Source organism: Actinomyces oris (genome assembly GCF_001553935.1).
GTDB classification, from domain to species: domain Bacteria; phylum Actinomycetota; class Actinomycetes; order Actinomycetales; family Actinomycetaceae; genus Actinomyces; species Actinomyces oris_A.
Map to the genome: position 1 here is coordinate 781,516 of NZ_CP014232.1, position 20,765 is coordinate 802,280.

The window sequence follows — 20,765 nt, forward strand, 5'->3', positions numbered from 1 at the left end:
ACTGGGAAGGGCCACACAGCGGGACTGCTGACGTCCTCGAGCCCGCAGCCCCGGGGAGGGCCGCCCGCCTGCGCCCCACCACCGCCTCCCCCGGGGAACATCAGCGTCCCAGGGCGCCTACGAGCGCGTCGATAATCGGCAGGTCCGCCTCCAGCCACGGCAGCCGGCGCAGCTGATCCGTTGGGTCGAGGCGCACCCACTCCAGGCGTTGGTGGTCGCCTCCGACCCTGCCCCGGTCCCCGGGGCGGGCGGGCTCGGCGAGCCAGACTCGCATCCTGAAGCCATGCATGGCCGGCCAGGCCGGGGCGTCGTCACCGGGAGCGCTGTCCGGCGGCGGCGGAACCGCCAGCTGCCGGGGAACGACGAGCTCGGGCCCCAGGTGGGCGCTCAGGCCGATCTCCTCGTCCAGCTCGCGGGCCAGGGCCTGCTCGGGCCGCTCTGCGGGCTCGACCTTGCCACCGGGGAGCTCGAACTGACCGGCGTGCTCAGGCGGGTAGGAGCGGGCCGCGCACAGCAGGGTGGTCGGATGCGCCAGGTCGTCCAGGACCGCGGCCGCCACGACGAGTCGGGAGGCCCGCCCCGTATCGGAGTCGCTCACCAGGGCTTTCCCCCTCCTTCGCCGCCACCGGACTCCTCGGAGGTTCCCGGGCTGCCGTTGTTGCGGTCCCGCAGTCGCTTGGCCCGGTCATCGACCGGGGTCGGGGTCGGCTTGGCGCTCGGAGTGCTGGAGGAGGTCTCACCCGGCGAGCTCGACGACGACGACGAGGGGCCCGAGCTCGGGTCGCTGCTCGGCTGCGAGGAGGGGCTCGAGCTCGGGTCGCTGCTGGGCTGCGAGGAGGCACTCGAGCTCGGATCGCTGCTCGGCTGCGAGGAGGCACTCGAGCTCGGATCGCTGCTGGGCGTGGCCGAGGGGTTCGGGCTCGGGGAGGGATTCTGCTCGGGCGGGGGCGGCACCTCGCAGGTATCGGCCGCCTTCTTGGCCGCCTCGATGTGCTCAGTGACCGCCGTGGAGCTCCCGCTCTCCTGGGCCTGGGCCGCCAGGGTGAGGTGGGCGACGTACAGGTTGGTGCGCACCATGCACTCCGGGGAGCCGGCCTCCTTCACCTTGGTCTCCGGGTCGACCTTGGCCTTGGGCGCCTCGCTGAGAGCCTGGTTGAGGGTCGTCACCGCGGAGGTCGGGTCCTTCGCGGCGAGCTGACCGGTGCCCAGGTTGAAGTGGACGCGCCACTGCTCCAGCCAGGGATTGATCGCGGCGACTATGCGGTAGCGCGACAGGGCCGTGTCGTAGTGGCCCGCTGCCGCGGCCCGGTTTCCGGCCAGGGAGATGAGGAAGATCGAGCCGAGCCACAGGGAGATGATGGTGACCAGGGCCGCGGGCACCCCGCCGATCGCCAGGAGCCGACGACGCCGCTTGAGGCGGGCCTCGCGCCGCCTGGGGTCCTCGGGGGCCGGAGAGGAGGCGTCGTCCTTCGGGTCCGCGTTCTGCAGGTAGTCGACCTCCTGCTCCGAGGGGGCACCGGCTGCCCCTGGCGCGCCCGGGGCATTCTGTGCACGGTCGGCAGCGCCGGGCTGCGTCCCGCTGCTCCCCTGTCCGGGGAACTCGCCGGGGGTGTGTCCTATCGTCATCATCGTCCCCTTCCCATGAGAAGACGCAGGCGACGGTCGGCTCGCATGAGGTCGAGGATCTCCCACAGCAGCAGACCGAAGGCGATGAGTCCCAGTGGCCAGGTCAGGTACACCCGGGCGTTGGTCTTGGCCCGCCCGTCGGAGGTGACGGCCTCGATGTCGAGGTTGGTGAACTTGCTCGTCGGGTCATCCCCCGAGCCGCCGGTGCGGTGGAAGTAGGGCAGCCCCAGGTCCTTGGCCACCTTCTGGAGCTCGTCGGCGTCGATCTTCGACACCCCGGGCTGCCCGCCCTGGCCGTCGGTGATGTAGTCGGACTGGGTGTGCTCGCCGGTGGACGGCGAGCCGTCGTAGCTGCGCATCTTGCCGCCCTCGGTCGAGCCGTAGCCCAGCACCGCGCCGCCGTCGATGAGCCCGGCCAGGGACTGCCAGGAGATGCCGGCGTTGTCGGCCGCCTGAGCGCCGCGGCCGTTGTCGGTGGCCTCCCCGTCGGAGAAGATGTAGACGAGGCGGATGTCCTTGGGGTCGGACTGGCGGGCCTGCGCCAGCGTCAGCCCCAGCATCGGAAGCGCCACCTCCAGCGAGGAGCCGGTGGCGTGGCCTGAGACCTCCTGCTTGAAGGAGCCGATCCAGGCGTCGACGGCGTTGGTGTCGTGAGTCAGCGGCAACTCCCGGGCCGCGGTGTTGTCCAGGGCGATGATGGAGAAGCGCGAGTCCGGGAAGGCCTCGCGGATGGCCCGCATATCCGCGCGCACGCCGTCGAGCCTGGTGGAGGCCGACTGGTCGACGCCGTCGGGCCCCTTGCCCTGGTAGTCCTCCGCGGCCATGGAGCCGGTGCGGTCCACCACCATGTAGATCTCCACGTTGGAGACGCTGATCGCCTCGCTGCCGCGGATCGCCGGCCCCGCCAGCGCCAGCACGATGACGACGACGATGGCCAGGCGCCTCCACCAGGCCCGGCGCGCGGCCGGCTCGGCATCGTCACGGACCAGCCGGCGTCGGGCCACGACGAGCAGCCCCGTCAGGGCGGCCGCCAGGAGCAGGACGAGGAGCCACCAGGTGACCGGGATGAACGCGAAGTCCCCGATGATTGGAACCGGCTTCATGCTCGCCTCCAGGTAGTCAGTCCCAGGTAGCCCAGAAGCACCAGTGAGAGCGTGATGACGAGCCGCTGGGGGACGTCGGTGCGACGGGTCTGCTTGCGGCCCCCGAGCGCGGAGACCTCGGTCTTCTCCAGCTCCTTGACGATCTGCCCGCCGGTGCCGGAGTCCTCCACATCGTAGAAGCGCCCCTTGCCCTGTTCCTCGGTGACGGTCTTGAGCTCCTCACGGGACTCCTCGGGAGTCTTGTCGAGCAGGTTCTGGTAGGGCTGGTCCTCGTCGGCGCCGTAGATGGAGAACAGACGGATCTTGCGCTCGGCCAGGAGCTTGGCCGCATCGGGCAGGGGGTAGATCTGCTCGTTGTCAGGGTCGATGACCTGGTTGTCGGTGGCCAGGATGATGGAACGGGAGCGCTCCAGGCCCTGGTTGTCGAAGGCCTGGGCGCAGGAGGCGAGCCCGTCACCGGCCAGGGAGGAGCCGTTGATGCTGGTGTTCACCGTGCCACCGAAGGCCTCCTGGTAGGCGAGCTGCTGCTTGTAGGTGACGTTCTCAGGGTCGATGTCCAGCACGTCGCCCAGCTCGGTGAGCTGGTCACGCAGCAGCTCATAGTCGTCCGTGAGCGGCACGATGGTCTGCGCGGCCGAGTTCCAGGCCACGATCCCCACCCTCTCGCCGTCGAAGTCCTCCAGGATCTCGGAGAAGGTCGTCAGGACCGAGGAGTCGATCCTGACCATCGACGTCGATACGTCCAGGCACAGGACGATGTCACGGTTGGCCAGGGCGTCGGAGCGCTCGATGACGCGCACGGGCCGACCGGCGATGGCGGCGGCGCTCACCAGACCCGAGACCAGCATGACCGCCAGGAGCGCGTGCAGCCAGCGCTGGGCTCGGATGCGCTTGCGCACCGCCGGCAGCTGGAACAGGCTCGCAGAGTTGGCCAGACGTCGGGGCAGCTCGACGGCCTGATCCTCGCCCGTCCGGCTCCAGGGCATCCTGGAGCGCTTGGGCGCCTTGGAGGAGGAGCCCAGGCCGGAGCGGCGGTCGATGATGAAGACCGCGATGATCGCCGCGGCGGCGATGACAAGGAGAACGATGAACAACCAGAGCATCACCATCGGGTGACCACCTCCCTGGCATGAGTGAGGGCCTCCTGCGCGGCGGCCTGCGGCTCACGGTCGAAGGAGGGCTGCTCCCACACGGCGAGCAGCTCTCCGACGTGGCCCAGTGGGTTGATGTCCAAGGGACGGCCCGCCGCGCGCACGCTGCGCCGGCGCTCCTCCACCGAGCTCGGCCCTGCGGTCGCGGCCATGTCGAGGATCTCCGAGACCGTGGCGGTGGTGATCTCCTCCCCGCTGCGGGCCTCGGCGAAGCCGCGCAGCAGCGCGGCCAGCTCCAGGTGCAGCTCGCGCAGGTCCAGATCGCCGGCGTCCCAGCGCTGGGAGATCTCAGCGAGACGCTCACCCCACTGGCGGCGTTCACGGGGCGCCATGGGGATGTCTCCGACCTCCTGGGAGATGTCGCGGCGGGTCACCAGGAAGGTCCGCAGCAGCCAGGCGGTCACCAGCAACAGGCCGACGATCATGACGATGACCATCCATATCGGCATGAGAACCGGGGGCATGATCTGCATTGGGGTCACCGCCTCCCTCTGGCCACGGCGGCGCGCTCACGCTGGAGGAGCTCGGCGATGGAGTCGATGAGCGTCTCCTCGGAGGAGACGACGCCGTACTCCAGGTGCCGGGCGTCGAGCACCTGCTCGACGCTGGTGCGCCACTGCTCGCGCACCACGGCCGCCTGAGCGGCCAGGTAGGAGTCCGCGCGCAGGAAGGCGGGGATCTCGAAGGGCAGGTCAATGTCCCGCCCGCGGCCGCCGTCCGGGCGCAGTGGGTCATCGTCCTCGATCTGGACGACGATCATCTCGTGCTGGATCGACAGGCGCCGCAGCCAGGTCGCGGCATCGGGGCCGGGGTGGGCGGTGTCGGTGATGAGGATGACCAGGCTGCGTCGGCGGTGCCAGGTGCTCACCCGCTCCATGAGGCGCGGCAGGCTGGAGGGAGGAGCCCCGGGGGCCAGCTCGTAGACGCCGGGCGCCCCCTCGACGGGAGCATCGAGGTCCTCGAAGGTGCGGGCCAGCAGCGCCAGCAGGGTCTCCACGTGCTTGGCCCCGGAACGGGCCGGGCGCGAAGTCATCCGGCCTGCGTCACCGGCCACGAGCGCCACCGAGTCCCCCCGCATCCGGGCCAGGTAGGCGAAGACCTCCGCCACTCCCAGGGCCAGGTCGCGCTTGTCCTCACCCGAGGGGGTCATCGCCGCCATGGTCCGGCCGGTGTCCACGGCCAGCACCATGGGCATCATGGACTCGCGCTGGTAGCGCTTGATGACCGGCTGCCCCAGACGGGCCGAGGACTTCCAGTCGATGTCGGAGATGTCGTCGCCGGGCCGGTAGAAGGACATGTCGTCGAAGTCCTGCCCGCGCCCGACGAACACCGACTTGTGGCGCCCGTCGAGCAGCCCCGTGGCGCGGCGCAGGGTCGGCAGGCTCAGAGCCGCGCGCAGACGCTCGATCCGCGAACCGCGCCGGCCCTCGCCGGAATCGGACTCGGGCGCCCCGGGAGCGCCATGTACCTCCGTGCTCATCGCTGTGCTGGTCCCCACCGGGCTCAGGGCGTGGGGACGGCCGCGAAGATGGCGTCGATGATCGCCTCGGGCGCGACTCCGTCGGCCAGGGCGTCATAGGTGAGCACCAGCCGGTGGCGCAGCACTCCGTGGCGCAGCAGGCGGACGTCGTCGGGGATGACGTAGGTGCGCCCCTCCTGGAGGGCGACGGCCTGGGCCACCTTCATGAGCGCGATGCCGCCACGAGGGGAGGCCCCCACCCGCACCTGACGGTCCAGGCCGGGCACGGGCCGCGGGCCCCCGCCGCGGGAGGTGTTGATGAGGGCGACGATGTACTGCTTGATGACGGGATCGACGTAGACCCGCTCGGCGGCCCGCTGCAGCCACTCGACGTCGCCAGTGGAGATGGGGCGTCCGGTCACGGGCTGGTCGAAGGTCCCGTTGGAGATGCGGTCCAGGACGTCGGCCTCCTCCGAGGGCCGCGGGTAGGTGAGCACCTCCTTCATGAGGAACCGGTCCATCTGCGCCTCGGGCAGGACGTAGGTGCCCTCCTCCTCGATGGGGTTCTGGGTGGCCAGGACCATGAAGGGGTGGGGCAGCGGGTAGACGACGCCGCCGATGGAGGTCTGACGCTCCTGCATGGCCTCGAGCATGGCCGACTGGGTCTTGGCGCTGGAGCGGTTGATCTCATCGAGCAGGACGATGTTGGCGTGGACCGGCCCCAGCTGGGTGGTCATCTCGCCGGTGGAGGAGTTGAGGATCTGGGTGCCCACGATGTCGTTGGGCATGAGGTCGGGCGTGCACTGGATGCGCCGGAAGGAGCCGGAGACGGCCGAGGCCAGCGTCTGGGCGGCGGTGGTCTTGGCCAGGCCCGGCACCGACTCCAGCAGGATGTGACCACTGGACATGAGAGCGGTCACCAGGGCCGTGCGCAGCTGCTCCTGACCGACGACGCGCTGGGAGAAGATGTTGGCCACGGATGTCAGCAGCTCAGCAGCGCGCTCCACGTCGGCGTCCCCGGCGCCTCGACGGCTGGAGGCTGCCTTGGCCTCGCGGCGCAGTGCCTCACGGGAGGGCAGGGGGCCGGTGTCGACCTTCTCCTCGGCCGGCGCCGCCGGGCCGGAGGGGTAGCCGGGAACCGTCATCCTGGATGACGCGGTCGGCGCGGAGGGGGCCCCGGCGGCCTGCGGGTCGACCTGAGGAGGGACCGACGGCGGCTGCTGCGCCGAGGCCGCAGTCCCCTGCCCCGCGGAGGAGCCGGTGGGCTGACCGGCCTGTTGGGCCACCGGCTGGCCGCTCGGCTGACCGTATTGCTGGCCACTGCCCCAGCCACCCGGCTGACTGCCGGGTTGGGCGCGGTGCTCGGGCTGCATGCTCATGGTTCTCCTCGCTCAGTTCTGGCTTGATTCCTCGCGCCACGTGCTCGCGCCTGGATAGGCAACGCATCGGCAGGCTATACGAGCCGGAGCCGCCTGGGGCACGAGCGACAGGGAAGTCCTCCCCACAGCCCCGGAGGGCCTCCACTTTTCACCGGATTGGCGCCGCTTTGAAGGAAATGTGAGACGGGTCGTCATGAGGCGGCCGCCCCGGGGTCAGAGCTGGCCGAGGTTCACCCGGCTCCCGGCCAGGCTCAGCCGGAGCCCATCACTGGTGACAATGACGCTGGTCGGGCGCAGCCCCGGCGGCAGGGACTTCGCCGGGACCGTGATCTGCGGAGAGTCCAGCCCGATATAGCTGAGCATGCTGTCCTGGCCCGTGGCGACGTCGACGCCCAGATCGTTCCCACCCATCCGGGTGGAGGTGATGGTCAGGATCAGGCTGCCGTCGGAGCCCAGCGACGGGGTGATCTCCGCCTCACCGCTCAGACCGAGCAGGGACACCGAGGCCTGGATGGATCCCGGATCCTGCGCGCTGGTCCCAGTGCGCTTGGCCTGGAGGGTGACGCCCTTGAGCTTGGGGTGCGATACCGCGGCGAGCTCGCCCACCTGCTGCCAGCTGATAGTGCCCGACGCCGCCACCGTGTCGGTCTGATAGGGCTTGTGCAGGCTGATGTGGCTGAGGTCGACGTCGACGTCGCTGAGCGTGACCGAGGCGTTTCCCTGGCTCTTGGAGGTGATCGTCAGGCTCGAGGAGTCCACGCTCAGGCTGTCCAGTGAGCCGCCGATAACCTGACGCAGGAGGATTCCCTTGGTGGCGATGCGGGCGTCCGGGTTGAGCCCCGGCAGGGCGGAGCGGACGGCGGCGTCGACCTGCCCGCGCACGAGGTACTCCGCCCCGACGGCCCCGGCGCTCAGGATGACGACGAGCACCACCAGGACCGCCAGCCACCGTCGCGCGTGACGCCGTCTGGCGGGACGGGGACGGTTGCCGTCTGAGAGCTTCCCCTGCGAGGAGTCCTCGACGAGCCGGTCCTCGAGAAAGTCGCCCTCCTCGGGATCGTTCGCCAGGACCTCGTCGAGGAGCGCCCGGTTGGGGAACTCCTTGCCCGCGACATCCGCCTTCGCTGGAGGCGAGTCCGCGTCGCCCCGGTGACTCCTCACTGCTCGCGTCACGTCATCGCCCCGACGCCGACGGCGAGCTCTGGGCCACCGGGGCGGTGCTCACCGAGCGCTCAGCCGTCTGGTCTGCGGGGGCCTGGTTGGCGGCCAGCTCCTCGTCAAGCATGTAGAGGTCCTCGGCGGTGACCATGAGGGTGGACACGGCGTGCTCCACCAGGGCAGTACGCCGGTTGGAGGCGGCTCCGGCCACGCGGCCGCCGCGCAGCCCGCGCACCCCCACCCGGTCGAGCTTCTCGCAGACGTTGTCGAGCTTGCGGTTGAACTTGGTCAGCGGCCAGCCCAGGCGCGCCGCGGCCGCCGCGGAGGAGGGGATCTCGGCGGCCCCGGTCCCGGCCCGTTTGAGCACCGGCTCGGACAGCGCCAGGACGAGCAGCAGCTGGGAGCGGGTCATCGGAGTCACCCCGATGGTGGTCTGGCCGGAGGACTGACGCACGCCGTCGATCCCGGAGAAACGGTCCTCCCCGGAGGTGATGAGGTTGATCTCGTAGGTGGTCGGACCGGCGGAGAAGGTGAGGATGACCCGGGGGAAGACCAGCGGCATGCGGGCGCCGGGGGCCAGCCGGGACTGGACCAGCCCCTCGCCGTCGGTCAGGGTGGCCGACAACCGCGACCCCTCGTTGGCGATCCACCAGAGGTTCTCGGAGTGGGCGAAGACCAGGAAGCGGCGGTGGAGGTAGGGGTTGTCGTCAATATCGAGGTCTCCGCCTCGACCGATGACGAAGGTGTCGGCCGGGGCGACCCGGTAAATCTCTCCGGAGAAGTCCAGGACGAGCTCGTCGGGCTGCTCAGGACTGACCTCCGGCATCTCCGTCCATGTCAGGTCGCTCATGAATTCTCCTTCCACAGTCCCGGTGCATGATCGGCACCCGGGTCCAGTCTCGCCGAGAACCCGGATCCGCACCTGCGAAGCACGACCACTCGGACAGTGACCTCAGCCACGACGGAACCTCAGCCACGACGGCGGATCGATACGGAGCGTCACCCCGTCGCCGACATCCATGAGATCGCCCATGAAGACCGGCGTCGGCATTCCCGACCCCAGCAGGACCGGCGTCGCACCGGGGCGCGCCAGGACCGTGCCATTGGACGAGCCCAGGTCCTGGGCCAGAATGCTCCACCCCGAGGTCGTGAGCATGAGATGGGAGCGCGAGACCATGTGCTGTGGGCTGGCCACCGCCACCAGGGCCACGATGTGCGGATCGCCGCCGGCCTGCACCTGGGGGGCACGTCCGATGACGACGTCGCCGGCGACCTCGACGGCGGCGCCGGTCGACAGGGTCAGCGTGGCCAGAGCCGGCCGGCGGACATAGGAGAACACTCCCGTCAGGGGCTGGGAGCAGATCAGGCACTCCCGGAGCTCGGGAGGACTGGCGTGCCCCTGGGGGCAGATCGAGGCCCGTACAGGGGGCGCCGCGATCAGCGCCGCCTCGGAGGCGGAGACGACCTCCGTGTTGGGCAGGGCCTCCAAGGGCTGGGGCTCCCGGACGGGCTGGGGCTGCTTGCTCTTGGAGTTGTCCGGTGCGGTGGGGGTGTTGGCCGTCGGACTGCCGCCCGAGCTCGCCGAGGGGGCGGTGGGGGCCCGGTGGGCGCCGCGCCGCCGACGCCCGGAGCCGGGCTCCGGCTCGGGGTAGTCCGGGAACGGGCTCACATCGCCGACGTCCAGGTCCTCCACGGCGGCCTCAGTGGGCTCAATGGTCTCAGGGGTCTCCGCGTGCGGCTGCTCCGGGGGCTCGAAGGGGTCGTCGGGGTCCTCCCAGACCCCCGTCTCCAGCAGGTCGGGAGCCGAGTCCGCGGAACTGTCGGGCTCGGCGGGAGAGGCGGCCGGGGCGGGAGAAGCGGCCTCGGCAGGAGCCTCAGCCTCGTCAGGAGAGGCGGCCGGAGCGGGAGAAGGCACCTGCAAGAACTCCGGGGCAGCCTCATGGGGCGAGCCGGAGGCCGGGGCGATCGGGACGATCGGTTGGAGCAGCGTGGTCTCGTCACTGGGCTCGGCCGGGACGAGACCGGTGGACTCCGACGCCATGGACCGCAGCTCCGAGCGCCGCAGCGCTGCACCCGGCGAGGCCGCAGCGGCCTGCGGGGAGGACGCACTGGGGGTCACCGGGGCGGCCGGCCCCACCGTCGGCAGGTAGGTGCCACCCAGGGCCTGCAGGACCCGCAGGCCCGTCTCCACGGAGACGCCACCGGGCTCACCGCCGTCAGCCGGGTTGATGACAGCGGTCCCGTCAACGCCGTCGACCCGCAAAGCGCCGTCCGACAGACGCGTCAGCCCCTCGGGCAGCGGAACCCGCTCACGTGGCAGGGAGACAGAGGGAACCGGGGAGACCGTCACTGCGCCCCCTGACTGCTCGCGTCACCGGGGTGGAACGCGCGCGCCCCCGACGGAGGAGTCGGCACCTGAAGGGAGTCCACGACGACGGCAGTGGTGTTGTCATGCCCGCCGCCCTCCAGGGAGGCGGCCACGAGGAGCTCGGCCGTGCGCTGCGCCGTGCAACCGGCCGCCAGCACCGTGGCGATGGCCTCGTCGTCGAGCTCATCACTGAGCCCGTCGGAGCAGATGAGGAACCGGTCCCCGGCGGCCACCGGAACGGTGTAGAGGTCCGGGACGCCGGAGTCGGCGATACCTCCGCCCAGCGCCCGGGTGACGATGTTGCGGCGGGGGTCACGGCGCGCCTGCTCAGGGGTGAGCTCACCGGTCTCGATAAGAATCTGGACCCGGGAGTGGTCGCGGGTCACCTGGGAGAGCATGTTGTCGCGCAGCAGGTAGACCCGGGCGTCCCCGATGTTGAAGATGACCCAGGTCGGACGCGTCACCCCCTGCTCGTCGGCCACCCAGGCCAGGATGACGCCGGCGATCGTGGCGCCGGGCAGGTAGGCGGCGTGGGACGGGATCGCCATGATCGCCTCCTGCGCGACCACCACCGCACGAACCACCGTGTCGACGTCGGTGACGGTGGCCCCGGCCAGCGAGTAGAGGGAGTCGAGGGCCACCTGCGTGGCCATACGGCCGGCGGCGTGCCCGCCCATGCCATCGACGACGACGAAGGCCGGAGCGATGGCGAGGTAGCCGTCCTCGTTGATCGTCCGCAGGCGCCCCACGTCAGTGGCCGCACCGACAACGACCTCCGAGGCCCTGATGCCGCCCTCACCGCGGATCACGATGGCATCGGCATCAGCACGAACGTGCTCGGTCATCGGCTCCCTTTCCCCTGCGTCGCATGCACTCCCCTAGTAAACCCCAGCACCCCGTCCGGAACCACCGCGCCACCGCCCCGATTTCACCATGTGGGAGCTCGCACCGAGTCGGAGGCCGGCGACGCCGGCTCCCGCAGTACCCGCCGACCGGGTCTCCTCCGACGCCATCACCGGCGGGAATCCGCCGTTGTCGGACACTGACGGGCTGCGGCCGTGACCCGTCAGGCAGTCAGAGTCGCGGTGTCCTCAGGTAGTCTTCCAGCGTGGCCGGCTGACCGACCCACATGCCGCCGAGAGGGTACTGCGTTTCCTGACTCGGTATCACGGGCGGCCCGACACCCGACCCACGACGGCCCCAGGTGCCGGTCACAACCTGGACCGACGTCGTTTTCCCGACCCTCGAAGGACCCAGCATGTCTCAGGCCAAGGACGAGCTTGTCGCGCGAGCGCAGGATCCCAATGCAGAGTTGGAGACCCTCCACCAGCTGGCGCAGAACTACCCCGGCCTGCGCCCCTACATCGCCGCCAACCCACGCACCTATCCCGCCCTCCTGGAGTGGCTGGGAACCCTGGGAGACCCCGCGGTCGATGCAGCCCTGGCCTCTCGCGACAGCCAGCCCCAGTCGGCGCCGTCGGCGCAGTCATCGCCTCGTCTGGCGGTGGTCTCGCCCCCCGGCGCCCAGCCGGGCACGCCGTCGGCCAGGTCCTCCGAGGCGCCCACGCAGGTGACCCTGCCCCGTTCCCTCCAGCCGGGCAGCGCAGTCTCCGGCGCCTCCGCGGTCTCCGGGGCATCGGCGATCTCCGCCGCCAGCTCGAGGAGCGCCCAGAGCGCACCGAGCGCCTTCAACACGGCCGGTGCGAACACGCAGGTTGACGGCTTCCAGGCCGCGGGTGCCCCGGCCGTCTCCGTCCCCACGTCCCACCCCGCCCCGGCGATGGCATCTCAGTCACCGGCTCGGCCGGTTCAGCCCGCCCTGCAGCAGACCTTCCAGCAGTCCGCGAACGTCTCTCAGGCGCAGAGCCCGGTCATTCCGACTCCCGTGCAGCAGGCCCCCGCGGTGACCGGCGACGACGGCGTCTTCGGCGTCGGCACCGAGGACGACGACTCCGAGCCCCCCTCCTCCTTCCTGACCTCCAACCGCATCCTGCTCATCCTGGCGCTCCTGGTGGCCACCGTCCTGGTCTTCCTGGCGACCTGGTACCTCTCCGGGGGCAGCGACAAGGGCTCGGCCGCCGACTCGGGCACCGAGGCCCCGGCCGACTCCGGCCAGGCTGCGGCTGAGGACGGCGCCTCCCCGGCCCCCCAGTCGGCCTCCCCCAAGGCCTCGGCCACCCCGAGCGCTTCGGCGACGCCCACGCTCAAGGCACCGGCACCCCAAGAGGCTCAGGAGCTGTCCGGCTTCGACGCCCCCAGCGGCAACATCAGCTGCACCCTGAACGACAACACCCTCACCTGCGTCATCAACGAGCACGCCAAGGTCGATTCCTGTGATTCCTCGAAGCCGTTGACGGTCACGATCGACGCTGACGGGAACATGAGCAAGAGCTGCGGGTCGCCCTTCACCACCAAGGGTGTCAGCCTCAGTTACGGTTCCTCGGCCAAGCACTCCACCTTCGCCTGCAAGTCAACCGATAAAGGCATGCAATGCTGGAGCCAGGTCACCGGCAAGGGCTTCATCCTCAGCCGCGACAGCGTCGTCGACACCCACGGCGGCAACTGATCACTCTTACCCGAGGTCGGAGCCCCGCCCGCCGGGGCTCCGACCTTTCCTCATTCCTCTTCACCTCATCTCCCAGCAGCGCACGACGTCCGATATGGCCACCTCCTACCGAACGATCCTCATCCACCCCGGTGCCCGCTCCTTCACGAGCGCCGGGCTCATCGCCCGTTTCCCCATGTCCATGGTGGGGATCTCCACGATCCTGGCGGTCGAGGAGCTCTACGGCTCCTACACGGCCGCGGGCCTGGTCAGCGCCGCGAACTTCGTGGCCATGGCCATCGGGGCTCCGATCCTGGCCCGCTGCGTCGACCGCTATGGCCAGTCGCGGGTCATGCTGCCCGCAGTACTCGTGTCGTCCTTGAGCCTGGTGGGGCTGGCCGTCGCCGCCGCCGTGCACGCGCACCTGGGGATCCTGGCCGCCCTGTCGGCCCTGGCCGGGGGCCTGGCCGGTTCCATGGGCTCGCTCGTGCGGGCGCGCTGGACGGCGATGCTCACCCGCCCTGAGGAGATTCACGCGGCCTTCTCCCTGGAGGCGGCCCTGGACGAGGTGGCCTTCATCCTCGGCCCGGTGCTGGCCACGGCCCTGTGCACGACGCCGTTCCTGCCGGTGACCTCGGGCTGGGTGTGCTGCGTGGTGATGCAGCTGTTCGGGGGCTGTGGTTCCTCGGCCAGCGTGCTACCGAGCCCGCGCCGCACCCGGCTCGGCCCCGACGCACCGCTGAGGCCGACGAGCAGTCGAATCAGGCCACGGTGCACCCACCGGTGATGCGCTACGGCGCCATGGTGTCCATCGCCATCGTCTTCCTCATCCTGGGGGCCCTGTTCGGGGCCAACGACGTCGCCGCGGTCGCCTTCGCCACCGAGGCCGGGCACAAGTCGGCCTCGGGCCTGGTCCTGGCGGTGTGGGGCGTGGGCTCCTTCGGCGCGGCCCTCCTCTACGGCTCGCGCACGTGGGGGTGGCCGTTGTGGAAGCAGCTCATGGCCGGGCTGGTGGGGCTTGCCGTGGGGGCCTCGACCTTCGGTTTCGCACCGAGCCTGGTGGTGCTGTCCGTCCTGGCGCTTCTGACGGGACTGGCCATCGCCCCCACCCTGACCAGCGGCAACAACATCGTGCAGGTGACGGTGGCCCCATCCCAGCTGACCGAGGGCCTGGCCTGGGTGAGTACGGCCCTCAACATCGGGGTCTCGATCGGTTCCCTGCTGGCGGGGCAGGCTACCGACGCCGGAGGCTCGCGCGCCGGGTACCTGGCGGTGGCCGCCTTCGCCTGGGGCGCCGTCGTGGTTGGTGTCCTGGGGCTGCCCGCGCTCAGACGGGCGCGGACCAGCGGCTCGCTGGGCGGTCACTGAGCCGCCTGAGCGGTCGGCTCAATTCCCGGCATCCCCGGCGGCTCTTCTACACTCAGCACGATGCCCACCGCAGGAAATCCACAAAGCGTCCCCCTTCCCTCCCCGTCGGGGTCCGGCCCCGAGGAACGCCCGAACCGTCTAAGCGGGACATCCGCTGCCCAACCCCCGCGGCTGGTGGCGGCTGCGCGCGCCGTGGCCTCCGCGCCCGTCGCCACCATTCTGGGATGGCTGGCCCTGCTGGTGCCCGCCTACTGGTCCATGGTGGATGAGCACGGCCAGTGGCTGTTCAAGCTGGACTCCTTCGTCTACTACGAGGCCGTCCGTCAGTGGCTCGACGGCGGGGACCTCTACAGCTGGTACGCCAACCCCGGCCAGCACCTGTGGCCCTTCACCTACACACCCCTGGCGGCCTGGGTGATCGCGCCCCTGACCTGGATGTCGTACCAGTCGGCCACCGTGCTGCTGATCGCGGCCACGCCGCTGTGCGCCGCGGTGACCGCCTATGCGGTTCTCAGGCGGCTGGCTGTCGCACCCCGGATGGCCCGTACCCTGGCACCGTGGCTGGCGCTCATCGGGGTCATCGCCCTGGAGCCCTTCCCCAAGACCATGGAGTACGCGCAGGTCAACGCCATTCTCATGGCGCTGGTGGCCGTGGACCTGTTCCTGGTTCCTGAGCGCTCGCGCTGGCGCGGGGCCCTCAGCGGCCTGGCCGCCGCGATCAAGCTGACGCCGGCAGTTGCGATCCTGGTGCTCCTGGCGCGCCGGGAGTGGCGGGCGGCAGCCACCATGGCGGGCAGCGCCGTCGGGCTGACGCTCCTGGCCGCCCTGGCGGCACCCGCCGAGTCCTGGGAGTTCTTCACCTCGGCCATGTGGGATCCGGGGCGCGCCGGTTTCGCCGACTACTCGGGCAATCAGAACCTCAAGGGGGCGATCGCTCGGGGCCTGCCGGAGTCCACCTGGAACCTCACCTGGGCGACATGCTCTCTGCTCGCCGTGGTGGCGGCCTGGTTCCTGTGCCGCCGGCTGGACCGGCTGCGGGGTGCCGGCGGCGCGGCCGGGGGTCCCGGGCAGGACGACGGCCTGATCCTGTCCCTTCAGATCAGCGTGGTCATGGTGCTCGGCCTGCTCATCTCCCCCATCTCCTGGTCGCACCACTGGGTGTGGTGCCTGCCCGTGCTCATGTCGGTCGCGGCGGCGACCTGGCGCTGGCGCTCGACCGCGCTCGGCGTGGCCGGCGCCGCCGGGTTCCTCGTCTTCGTGCTGGCGATGCAGTGGTGGTTCCCCGAGCAGAACCACGTGGAGCAGAACTGGCCCGCCTGGGCCAAGGCCGTCGGCTCGAGCTACACCTGGTGGGCCCTGGGCTGCGGGGCCGTCCTGTGGTGGGTGAGCGGCCGGCGGCTCAAGGCCCTGCACCGCTGAGAGGCGCTGACAGGCGCTCGCGGTCGTACCGTAGGTCGCGCTGTCGAGGGTTAGGGGCACGACCCCGCGACCTACCCTACGACCGCGCGGCGCTTCATCACTGTGCTGTCTCCTCACTTCTGAGACATGTGGGTGCCATGACTTCTAAGACACTCGCTCGGGCGGGAACCTTAGGCAGGCTGGTGGTCCTGGAAGCGAGGGGCCTAGGGGCAAGGCCTGACGGGGTGTCGGTGTCCACAGCGCTGACATTAACCCCGAATCGGGGCTGAACGACTAGGAAGAACCGCAGGATTCCAACGATTCCCGCTAAGCACTTCGACGGCAGGCTCGGTAGTGTCAGCACTGTGGACGCCGGGCCGCGCAGGAGTGAGTCCGGGGTTCTTGGTGGCAGAGCCCGGTGCCTCCGTCACAGGTCCGCCTCCACCGACTCCTTCCCGCCACCTGCGCTGGGGCCCGGTGGTCAGGGTTCGACTCCGACTCTGCCTTGAGTCGGCCCGAGTCAGCCTTCTCCACGAGGATCGGGATCTACTGGTCAAGGGTTGTGCGTACTGCACGAAGGCCCCACCTACCCCCAGTACCCCCGACCCTCGTCCAGTAGAACCCCACTCTCGTGCAGTGCATCCAGACGACGCCGTAAGCCACCACAGTGACCCGGCCAGCCCGCTCCGACAGGCCGAAGCAGCAGTTCTCCGTCCGGCATACCCACTCCACCGGCGTCTTGAGATGTCATGACATCCGAGACTCTCAAAGGCCATGAGACAACACAAAGAGTTCAAGGGTACGAACGCGCGATCCACCTGACGAACGCAACGATTGGAACCCCTGAGTCGTCTAGGATCCAGGGGTGCCCCTCTCCGACATCCCCCGCGCCGTCGAGGACCGGTTCCATCGCGATACCGTCCCGGTCCTCAAGCGTCAGGGCTGGCGCCCCCGCGTCATTCCCTACGACGGATACGGCACCAGTGCCCCGGCTCAGCCGGGCCCGACGGCGCAGCCTCAGGACACGGCGGCCCAGCGCAGGACGGCCGGAGCCCGCCGCCCCTCCTCAGGGTCCCGCAGAGCCTCCTCCGACTCCTCCCAACCCGCCACGTCCACCCGGCCCGCCCCCATGGCTCGGGTCCTGGCCCGCATGGTGATGCGCCCCCAGGACGCCCCCGCCGAGGGACCCCTGTTCCGCTCCCTGCCCGACACTCTTCCCATCAGCGCCGCCCAGGCCCGCAGCTTCGCCATGACCGGACTGCTCGACGCCCAGCGCGGCTGGCGCCTGTTCATCGAGGTGCCGGTGGCCTTCCTGCCGGTGACGGTCCACGTGGGCCGCGCCAGTGTGCGCACCCGGGCCGACCGCTGCGGCTACATCGACGTCGTCGTGCGCGACCACGGCCTGGAGCCCGGCTGGCACGAGGCCAGGATCGAGGCGATGGGGGCGCACGCGGTCACCGCCAAGGTCCTCATCATCCCCGACGGGCCGCGCCTGGGCATCATCTCCGACATCGACGACACCGCCATGGTCACGCACGTCCCGCGCGTACTCGTGGCCGCCTGGAACCAGCTCGTCAAGTACTCCTCGGCGCGCGAGCCCGTTCCCGGGATGGCCGAGCTCTACTCGCGCATCCAGGCCGCCCACCCGGGCACCCCGATGATGTACCTGTCCACCGGGGCCTGGAACGTGGTCCCCACCCTGCGCTCCTTCTTCTCCCGTCACGGCTTCCCCTCGGGGCCCGCGCTCATGACCGACTGGGGACCGACCAACACCGGCTGGTTCCGCTCGGGCATCGAGCACAAGCGCACCGAGCTGCGCCGGCTCATGATCGACCTGCCCCAGATCACCTGGATCCTCTTCGGCGACGACGGCCAGCACGACCCCCACATCTACGGCGAGGCCGCCCGCCATCACGCCGACCGGATCGCCGCCGTCGCCATCCGCCGCCTGACCGCCACCCAGCAGGTGCTCGCCGGAGGGCTGACCGCCCACCCCATGGGCATCGGTCCCGAGGCCCGGACCCTGGCCGAGGCCGATGTGCCCGTCGTCGTGGGCGCCGACGGCTACGAGCTGGCCCGGCTCCTGCCCCGCGAGCTGCTGGAGGCCGCGCCGCGCCGCTGACGGCCTCACGGCGACCACCACCGAAGACGGGGCGATTCTCGGCGGGCGTCCCCATGCGGCATGTCTCACGCAGTCCCCTCCACCGACGTCGATCCCCGCCAGCATGCGGATCGATGCACAGCCTGCCCGGCTCACAGGGACGGCACAGGCCCGCCCTACACGGACGACAGACCCGGACGGTTACCTGGGTTCACCGGGGCAGAAGCCCCCGTTCCCATCCCCAGCGACCAGGAGGAACCACATGTCCCCCTTCTCCACAGACTCCACCGGCCCGGCAGAGCCCACCGGCCCCACCAGCTCCGCTGCCTCGACGGCGGCCTCGTTGCGCCGCCACGCGATCCTGGCCGACCTCAACGTGCTGCAGGTCGCCACCCTCATGGGCACCGGGCTGCTGGTGACGCTCGGCGTCATCCTGGGCGGCCGCTCCTACATCACCACCGTCACGCCGGACGGCCTGATCGCCTCCCAGCCGAGCGCCCACGGCACCAGCGTCCAGGACCCCGCGGCGGGCTCGATCCCCTCCACCGGCGACTCCTCGGAGAAAACCGTGTGATTCCAGGGGCAAGGACCGCCCCAGCCCCGCAGCGCCCCCGCACGTGACGCTGTGGGCGATCACGCGGGCCCCGAACCCCCTTCACGTCAGTCGCCCCGGCCCCCGGCCGGTATGGTGATGGCGCACCCAGCAGTGCTTCCTTCAAGCTCAGGAGACGATATGGCCGGCAAGATCCCCTTCATCCTCGGACTCGGCGCGGGATACGTGCTCGGGACCCGCGCCGGGCGCGCCCAGTACGAGCGCATCAAGACCGCGGCCTCCAAGGTCGCCGAGCAGCCCTTCGTGCGCACCCGGGTCGACGCCGCCTCCAGTCACGTCAAGCAGGCCGTGCGCACCCAGGGCGAGGCCGTCACCGAGAAGGTCGCCGACGCCGTCAAGGAGCGGCTCTTCGGAGCGCCCTCGAACAAGGGCGGCGCCCAGTCCCAGCCCGTCGACGCCGGTCAGGCCAGCGTGCGCCCGGTCGGCGAGAGTTCCTGAGGTCGGCTCGAGGCCGCCTCGAGGCGGCTGAGCCCGACTAACGGCCCGGCTGACACCGCAGACCGCCCCTAGTCCTGCCTAGCCCTGCTCGGGCTGCTGGCAGGAGGCGTCCTCCTGCGCCGTCCGCCCGCCGCGGCCGCGCCAGGAGGGGGCCTTGAGCGGCCCCATCATGAGCCCCCGGCGCCAGCCCACGAGCGCGCCGTTGACCTCGCGCCGTCCGGCCCGGCGCCGTTCCCTATCGGAGATGACCGGCAGCTGCCAGGAGCGCCAGTAGGCGAGCACGCACAGGCCCGCACCGACCACGGTGGACACGAGCATGGCGTGCGCGTCAGCCACCCCCGCCTTGACGGCCACGACCTGGGTGCCGGCGGCGATGAGCGCCGGGATCGCGTAGAGCTTGTTGCCCCCGAAGACAGCCGGGGTCTCCCCCACCGCGACGTCGCGGATCATGGAGCCGCCGATGGCGGTCAGGCAGCCCAGCAGGAGGGCCGGCATGACGCCGAGCCCGTGGGTGAGGGCCTTCGAGGCCCCGGTGGCGGCCCAGCAGCCCAGGATGACGGCGTCGGCCACCACGAGTAGGCGACGGGTGGGCCGCGAGGTCAGCGGCACGAACCAGGCCACCGTCGCCCCCACGCAGGCCGTGTAGAGGTAGTAGGGGTCGGTCAGGGCGAAGGGCGGGCCGGCCTGGATCATGACGTCGCGCAGGATACCGCCGGCGGTGGCCGTGAGCATGGCCAGGACGACGAAGCCCACCAAGTCGAAGTTCTTACGCCGGGCGATGAGCCCGCCCAGGATCCCATTGAGCAGGACCCCGCACAGGTCCAGCAGCCGGAAGGTGTCGGTCAGGGAGGCCGGCATGTGAAGCGTGAGGGAAGAGAGGTCCAGCACCCCGGTTGCCCGCCTTTCGCTCCTGTCATGGCGGCTGTCCCGCCGTCGATCCCGGTGTCGGACCGGCAGCCCGCCGCTACCGGGCACCTTAGCCCACGGCGCAGCGCGGGGCGGACACCGACCGCCGCGGACCGCGCGTTGCGGCGACACGAAACCTCGGGTGGTCAGGGCGCTGAGGCCCGCGCCATGATCGGGTCGTGTCCTCCCGCTACTCACCCCCCAAGGACCTGAGCCGCTACGCGTGGCTGTCCATCGGTGCCGCACTGGCCACGATCGCGCTCAAGGGGGCCTCAGCCTGGCTGACCGGCTCCGTGGGTCTGCTCTCCGACGCCGCCGAGTCCGTGGTCAACCTCATCGCCGCCGTCGTCGCCCTCATCGTGCTGAAGATCTCGGCCAAGCCGGCCGACGCCGACCACCAGTTCGGGCACTCCAAGGCCGAGTACTTCTCGGCCGTCGTCGAGGGCGTCATGATCTTCGTGGCCGCCGCCGTCATCATCATCTCCGCCGTCGGACGCCTCATCGACCCACAGATGCCCGAGCAGCTGGGAGTGGGCCTGGCGGTCTCGGTCATCGCCTCGCTCCTCAACGGCGCGGTGGCGTGGGTGCTCTACCGGGCCGGGCGCCGCGAGCGCTCCATGACCCTGGTGGCCGACGCCAAGCACCTGGCCACCGACGTCGTCACCTCCGCCGCAGTCCTGGTCGGGGTGGCGCTGGTGGCCGTCTTCGGCTCGGCCGTGCTCGACGCCGTCGTCGCCCTGGGGGCCGGGCTCAACATCATGTGGACCGGCTTCACGCTCATTCGCGACTCGGTGGGCGGTCTCATGGACATCGCCCCGTCCGCTGAGGTGCTCCAGCGCGTGGAGGAGGTTCTGGCGCACCACCGCCAGACGGGCATGATCGACTTCCACGCGGTGCGGGTGCGCGAGGCCGGCAACCGGCGCTTCATGGAGCTGCACGTGCTGGTTCCGGCGGCCTGGAGCGTCAAGAAGGGGCACGACTTCACCGAGCAGGTCATCGACGAACTCATCGAGGCCGACACCAGCCTGCGCATCTCGGCGCACCTGGAGCCCATTGAGGACCCCAAGTCCTACGAGGATGTGGAGGACATTTGAAGAACTCCCAGGTCAAGTCGGTTTCCATCATCGTGCGGACATGTCAGACTCAGCCCCA

Annotated in this window: 18 protein-coding genes and 1 pseudogene; 7 read left to right on the forward strand and 12 right to left on the reverse strand. The window is 70.6% G+C overall.

Annotated elements, in window-relative coordinates; genetic code table 11:
* Nucleotides 1-100: 100 nt before the first annotated feature.
* The 11 genes from AXE84_RS03360 to AXE84_RS03410 all read right to left on the reverse strand — a co-directional run bounded on the left by AXE84_RS03360 (nucleotide 101) and on the right by AXE84_RS03410 (nucleotide 11,089).
* Entirely contained in the window at nucleotides 101-598 is a 498-nt protein-coding gene (locus AXE84_RS03360) for an NUDIX domain-containing protein (protein ID WP_060956842.1), read from the reverse strand.
* Nucleotides 595-1,626, reverse strand: coding sequence for a hypothetical protein (locus AXE84_RS03365; protein ID WP_236750121.1), 1,032 nt, complete (start codon nucleotides 1,624-1,626; stop codon nucleotides 595-597). The genes AXE84_RS03360 and AXE84_RS03365 overlap by 4 nt, the downstream gene beginning before the upstream one ends.
* Nucleotides 1,626-2,729 (reverse strand): VWA domain-containing protein, encoded by a 1,104-nt coding sequence (locus AXE84_RS03370; RefSeq protein ID WP_060956844.1) that lies wholly within the window; start codon nucleotides 2,727-2,729, stop codon nucleotides 1,626-1,628. Before AXE84_RS03370 ends, AXE84_RS03365 begins: the two co-directional genes overlap by 1 nt.
* Nucleotides 2,726-3,838: a VWA domain-containing protein gene (locus AXE84_RS03375; RefSeq protein ID WP_060956845.1), complete on the reverse strand. Its 1,113-nt coding sequence runs from the start codon at nucleotides 3,836-3,838 to the stop codon at nucleotides 2,726-2,728. The genes AXE84_RS03370 and AXE84_RS03375 overlap by 4 nt, the downstream gene beginning before the upstream one ends.
* Nucleotides 3,832-4,353: a hypothetical protein gene (locus AXE84_RS03380; RefSeq protein WP_060956846.1), complete on the reverse strand. Its 522-nt coding sequence runs from the start codon at nucleotides 4,351-4,353 to the stop codon at nucleotides 3,832-3,834. Before AXE84_RS03380 ends, AXE84_RS03375 begins: the two co-directional genes overlap by 7 nt.
* Before the next feature lie 5 nt (nucleotides 4,354-4,358).
* Nucleotides 4,359-5,360: a DUF58 domain-containing protein gene (locus AXE84_RS03385; protein WP_060956847.1), complete on the reverse strand. Its 1,002-nt coding sequence runs from the start codon at nucleotides 5,358-5,360 to the stop codon at nucleotides 4,359-4,361.
* Between the two features lie 23 nt (nucleotides 5,361-5,383).
* Complete coding sequence (locus AXE84_RS03390; protein WP_060956848.1) at nucleotides 5,384-6,718, reverse strand: AAA family ATPase; 1,335 nt, start codon at nucleotides 6,716-6,718, stop codon at nucleotides 5,384-5,386.
* Nucleotides 6,719-6,931: 213 nt separating this feature from the next.
* On the reverse strand, nucleotides 6,932-7,891 hold the full coding sequence (locus tag AXE84_RS03395; protein WP_081093042.1) for an LmeA family phospholipid-binding protein: 960 nt from the start codon (nucleotides 7,889-7,891) through the stop codon (nucleotides 6,932-6,934).
* Nucleotide 7,892: 1 nt separating this feature from the next.
* Entirely contained in the window at nucleotides 7,893-8,726 is an 834-nt protein-coding gene (locus tag AXE84_RS03400) for a hypothetical protein (RefSeq protein WP_060956850.1), read from the reverse strand.
* A gap of 102 nt (nucleotides 8,727-8,828) precedes the next feature.
* Complete coding sequence (locus AXE84_RS03405; protein WP_060956851.1) at nucleotides 8,829-10,226, reverse strand: hypothetical protein; 1,398 nt, start codon at nucleotides 10,224-10,226, stop codon at nucleotides 8,829-8,831.
* Nucleotides 10,223-11,089, reverse strand: a complete 867-nt coding sequence (locus AXE84_RS03410) for a PP2C family protein-serine/threonine phosphatase (protein WP_060956852.1) — start codon at nucleotides 11,087-11,089, stop codon at nucleotides 10,223-10,225. The genes AXE84_RS03405 and AXE84_RS03410 overlap by 4 nt, the downstream gene beginning before the upstream one ends.
* A gap of 413 nt (nucleotides 11,090-11,502) precedes the next feature.
* Here AXE84_RS03410 and AXE84_RS03415 point away from each other — a divergent pair, with 413 nt between their 5' ends.
* From AXE84_RS03415 to AXE84_RS03440, 6 genes and pseudogenes are all read left to right on the forward strand, one after another.
* Nucleotides 11,503-12,810, forward strand: a complete 1,308-nt coding sequence (locus AXE84_RS03415; RefSeq protein WP_060956853.1) for a hypothetical protein — start codon at nucleotides 11,503-11,505, stop codon at nucleotides 12,808-12,810.
* A gap of 94 nt (nucleotides 12,811-12,904) precedes the next feature.
* Nucleotides 12,905-14,157, forward strand: a pseudogene (locus tag AXE84_RS03420) (MFS transporter).
* 192 nt (nucleotides 14,158-14,349) lie between these two features.
* Nucleotides 14,350-15,576, forward strand: a complete 1,227-nt coding sequence (locus AXE84_RS03425) for a glycosyltransferase 87 family protein (RefSeq protein ID WP_236750122.1) — start codon at nucleotides 14,350-14,352, stop codon at nucleotides 15,574-15,576.
* 844 nt (nucleotides 15,577-16,420) lie between these two features.
* On the forward strand, nucleotides 16,421-17,677 hold the full coding sequence (locus AXE84_RS03430; protein ID WP_060956854.1) for an App1 family protein: 1,257 nt from the start codon (nucleotides 16,421-16,423) through the stop codon (nucleotides 17,675-17,677).
* Nucleotides 17,678-17,918: 241 nt separating this feature from the next.
* Entirely contained in the window at nucleotides 17,919-18,230 is a 312-nt protein-coding gene (locus tag AXE84_RS03435; protein WP_060956855.1) for a hypothetical protein, read from the forward strand.
* 159 nt (nucleotides 18,231-18,389) lie between these two features.
* Nucleotides 18,390-18,707, forward strand: coding sequence for a hypothetical protein (locus AXE84_RS03440; RefSeq protein ID WP_060956856.1), 318 nt, complete (start codon nucleotides 18,390-18,392; stop codon nucleotides 18,705-18,707).
* A 78-nt stretch (nucleotides 18,708-18,785) separates the two neighbouring features.
* Here AXE84_RS03440 and AXE84_RS03445 read toward each other — a convergent pair whose 3' ends face one another.
* Nucleotides 18,786-19,565: a trimeric intracellular cation channel family protein gene (locus tag AXE84_RS03445; RefSeq protein ID WP_060958125.1), complete on the reverse strand. Its 780-nt coding sequence runs from the start codon at nucleotides 19,563-19,565 to the stop codon at nucleotides 18,786-18,788.
* Nucleotides 19,566-19,792: 227 nt separating this feature from the next.
* Between AXE84_RS03445 and AXE84_RS03450 the strand changes: the two genes are divergently transcribed.
* On the forward strand, nucleotides 19,793-20,707 hold the full coding sequence (locus AXE84_RS03450) for a cation diffusion facilitator family transporter (protein WP_060956857.1): 915 nt from the start codon (nucleotides 19,793-19,795) through the stop codon (nucleotides 20,705-20,707).
* The last annotated feature ends 58 nt before the right edge of the window (nucleotides 20,708-20,765 follow it).

Coding starts and splice junctions, on each gene's coding strand:
- AXE84_RS03365 (WP_236750121.1), bottom strand. CDS start 1,626: ATGACGATAGGACACACCCCCGGCGAGTTCCCCGGACAGGGGAGCAGC.
- AXE84_RS03370 (WP_060956844.1), bottom strand. CDS start 2,729: ATGAAGCCGGTTCCAATCATCGGGGACTTCGCGTTCATCCCGGTCACC.
- AXE84_RS03375 (WP_060956845.1), bottom strand. CDS start 3,838: ATGGTGATGCTCTGGTTGTTCATCGTTCTCCTTGTCATCGCCGCCGCG.
- AXE84_RS03380 (WP_060956846.1), bottom strand. CDS start 4,353: ATGCAGATCATGCCCCCGGTTCTCATGCCGATATGGATGGTCATCGTC.
- AXE84_RS03385 (WP_060956847.1), bottom strand. CDS start 5,360: ATGAGCACGGAGGTACATGGCGCTCCCGGGGCGCCCGAGTCCGATTCC.
- AXE84_RS03390 (WP_060956848.1), bottom strand. CDS start 6,718: ATGAGCATGCAGCCCGAGCACCGCGCCCAACCCGGCAGTCAGCCGGGT.
- AXE84_RS03400 (WP_060956850.1), bottom strand. CDS start 8,726: ATGAGCGACCTGACATGGACGGAGATGCCGGAGGTCAGTCCTGAGCAG.
- AXE84_RS03410 (WP_060956852.1), bottom strand. CDS start 11,089: ATGACCGAGCACGTTCGTGCTGATGCCGATGCCATCGTGATCCGCGGT.
- AXE84_RS03415 (WP_060956853.1), top strand. CDS start 11,503: ATGTCTCAGGCCAAGGACGAGCTTGTCGCGCGAGCGCAGGATCCCAAT.
- AXE84_RS03435 (WP_060956855.1), top strand. CDS start 17,919: ATGTCCCCCTTCTCCACAGACTCCACCGGCCCGGCAGAGCCCACCGGC.
- AXE84_RS03440 (WP_060956856.1), top strand. CDS start 18,390: ATGGCCGGCAAGATCCCCTTCATCCTCGGACTCGGCGCGGGATACGTG.
- AXE84_RS03445 (WP_060958125.1), bottom strand. CDS start 19,565: ATGCCGGCCTCCCTGACCGACACCTTCCGGCTGCTGGACCTGTGCGGG.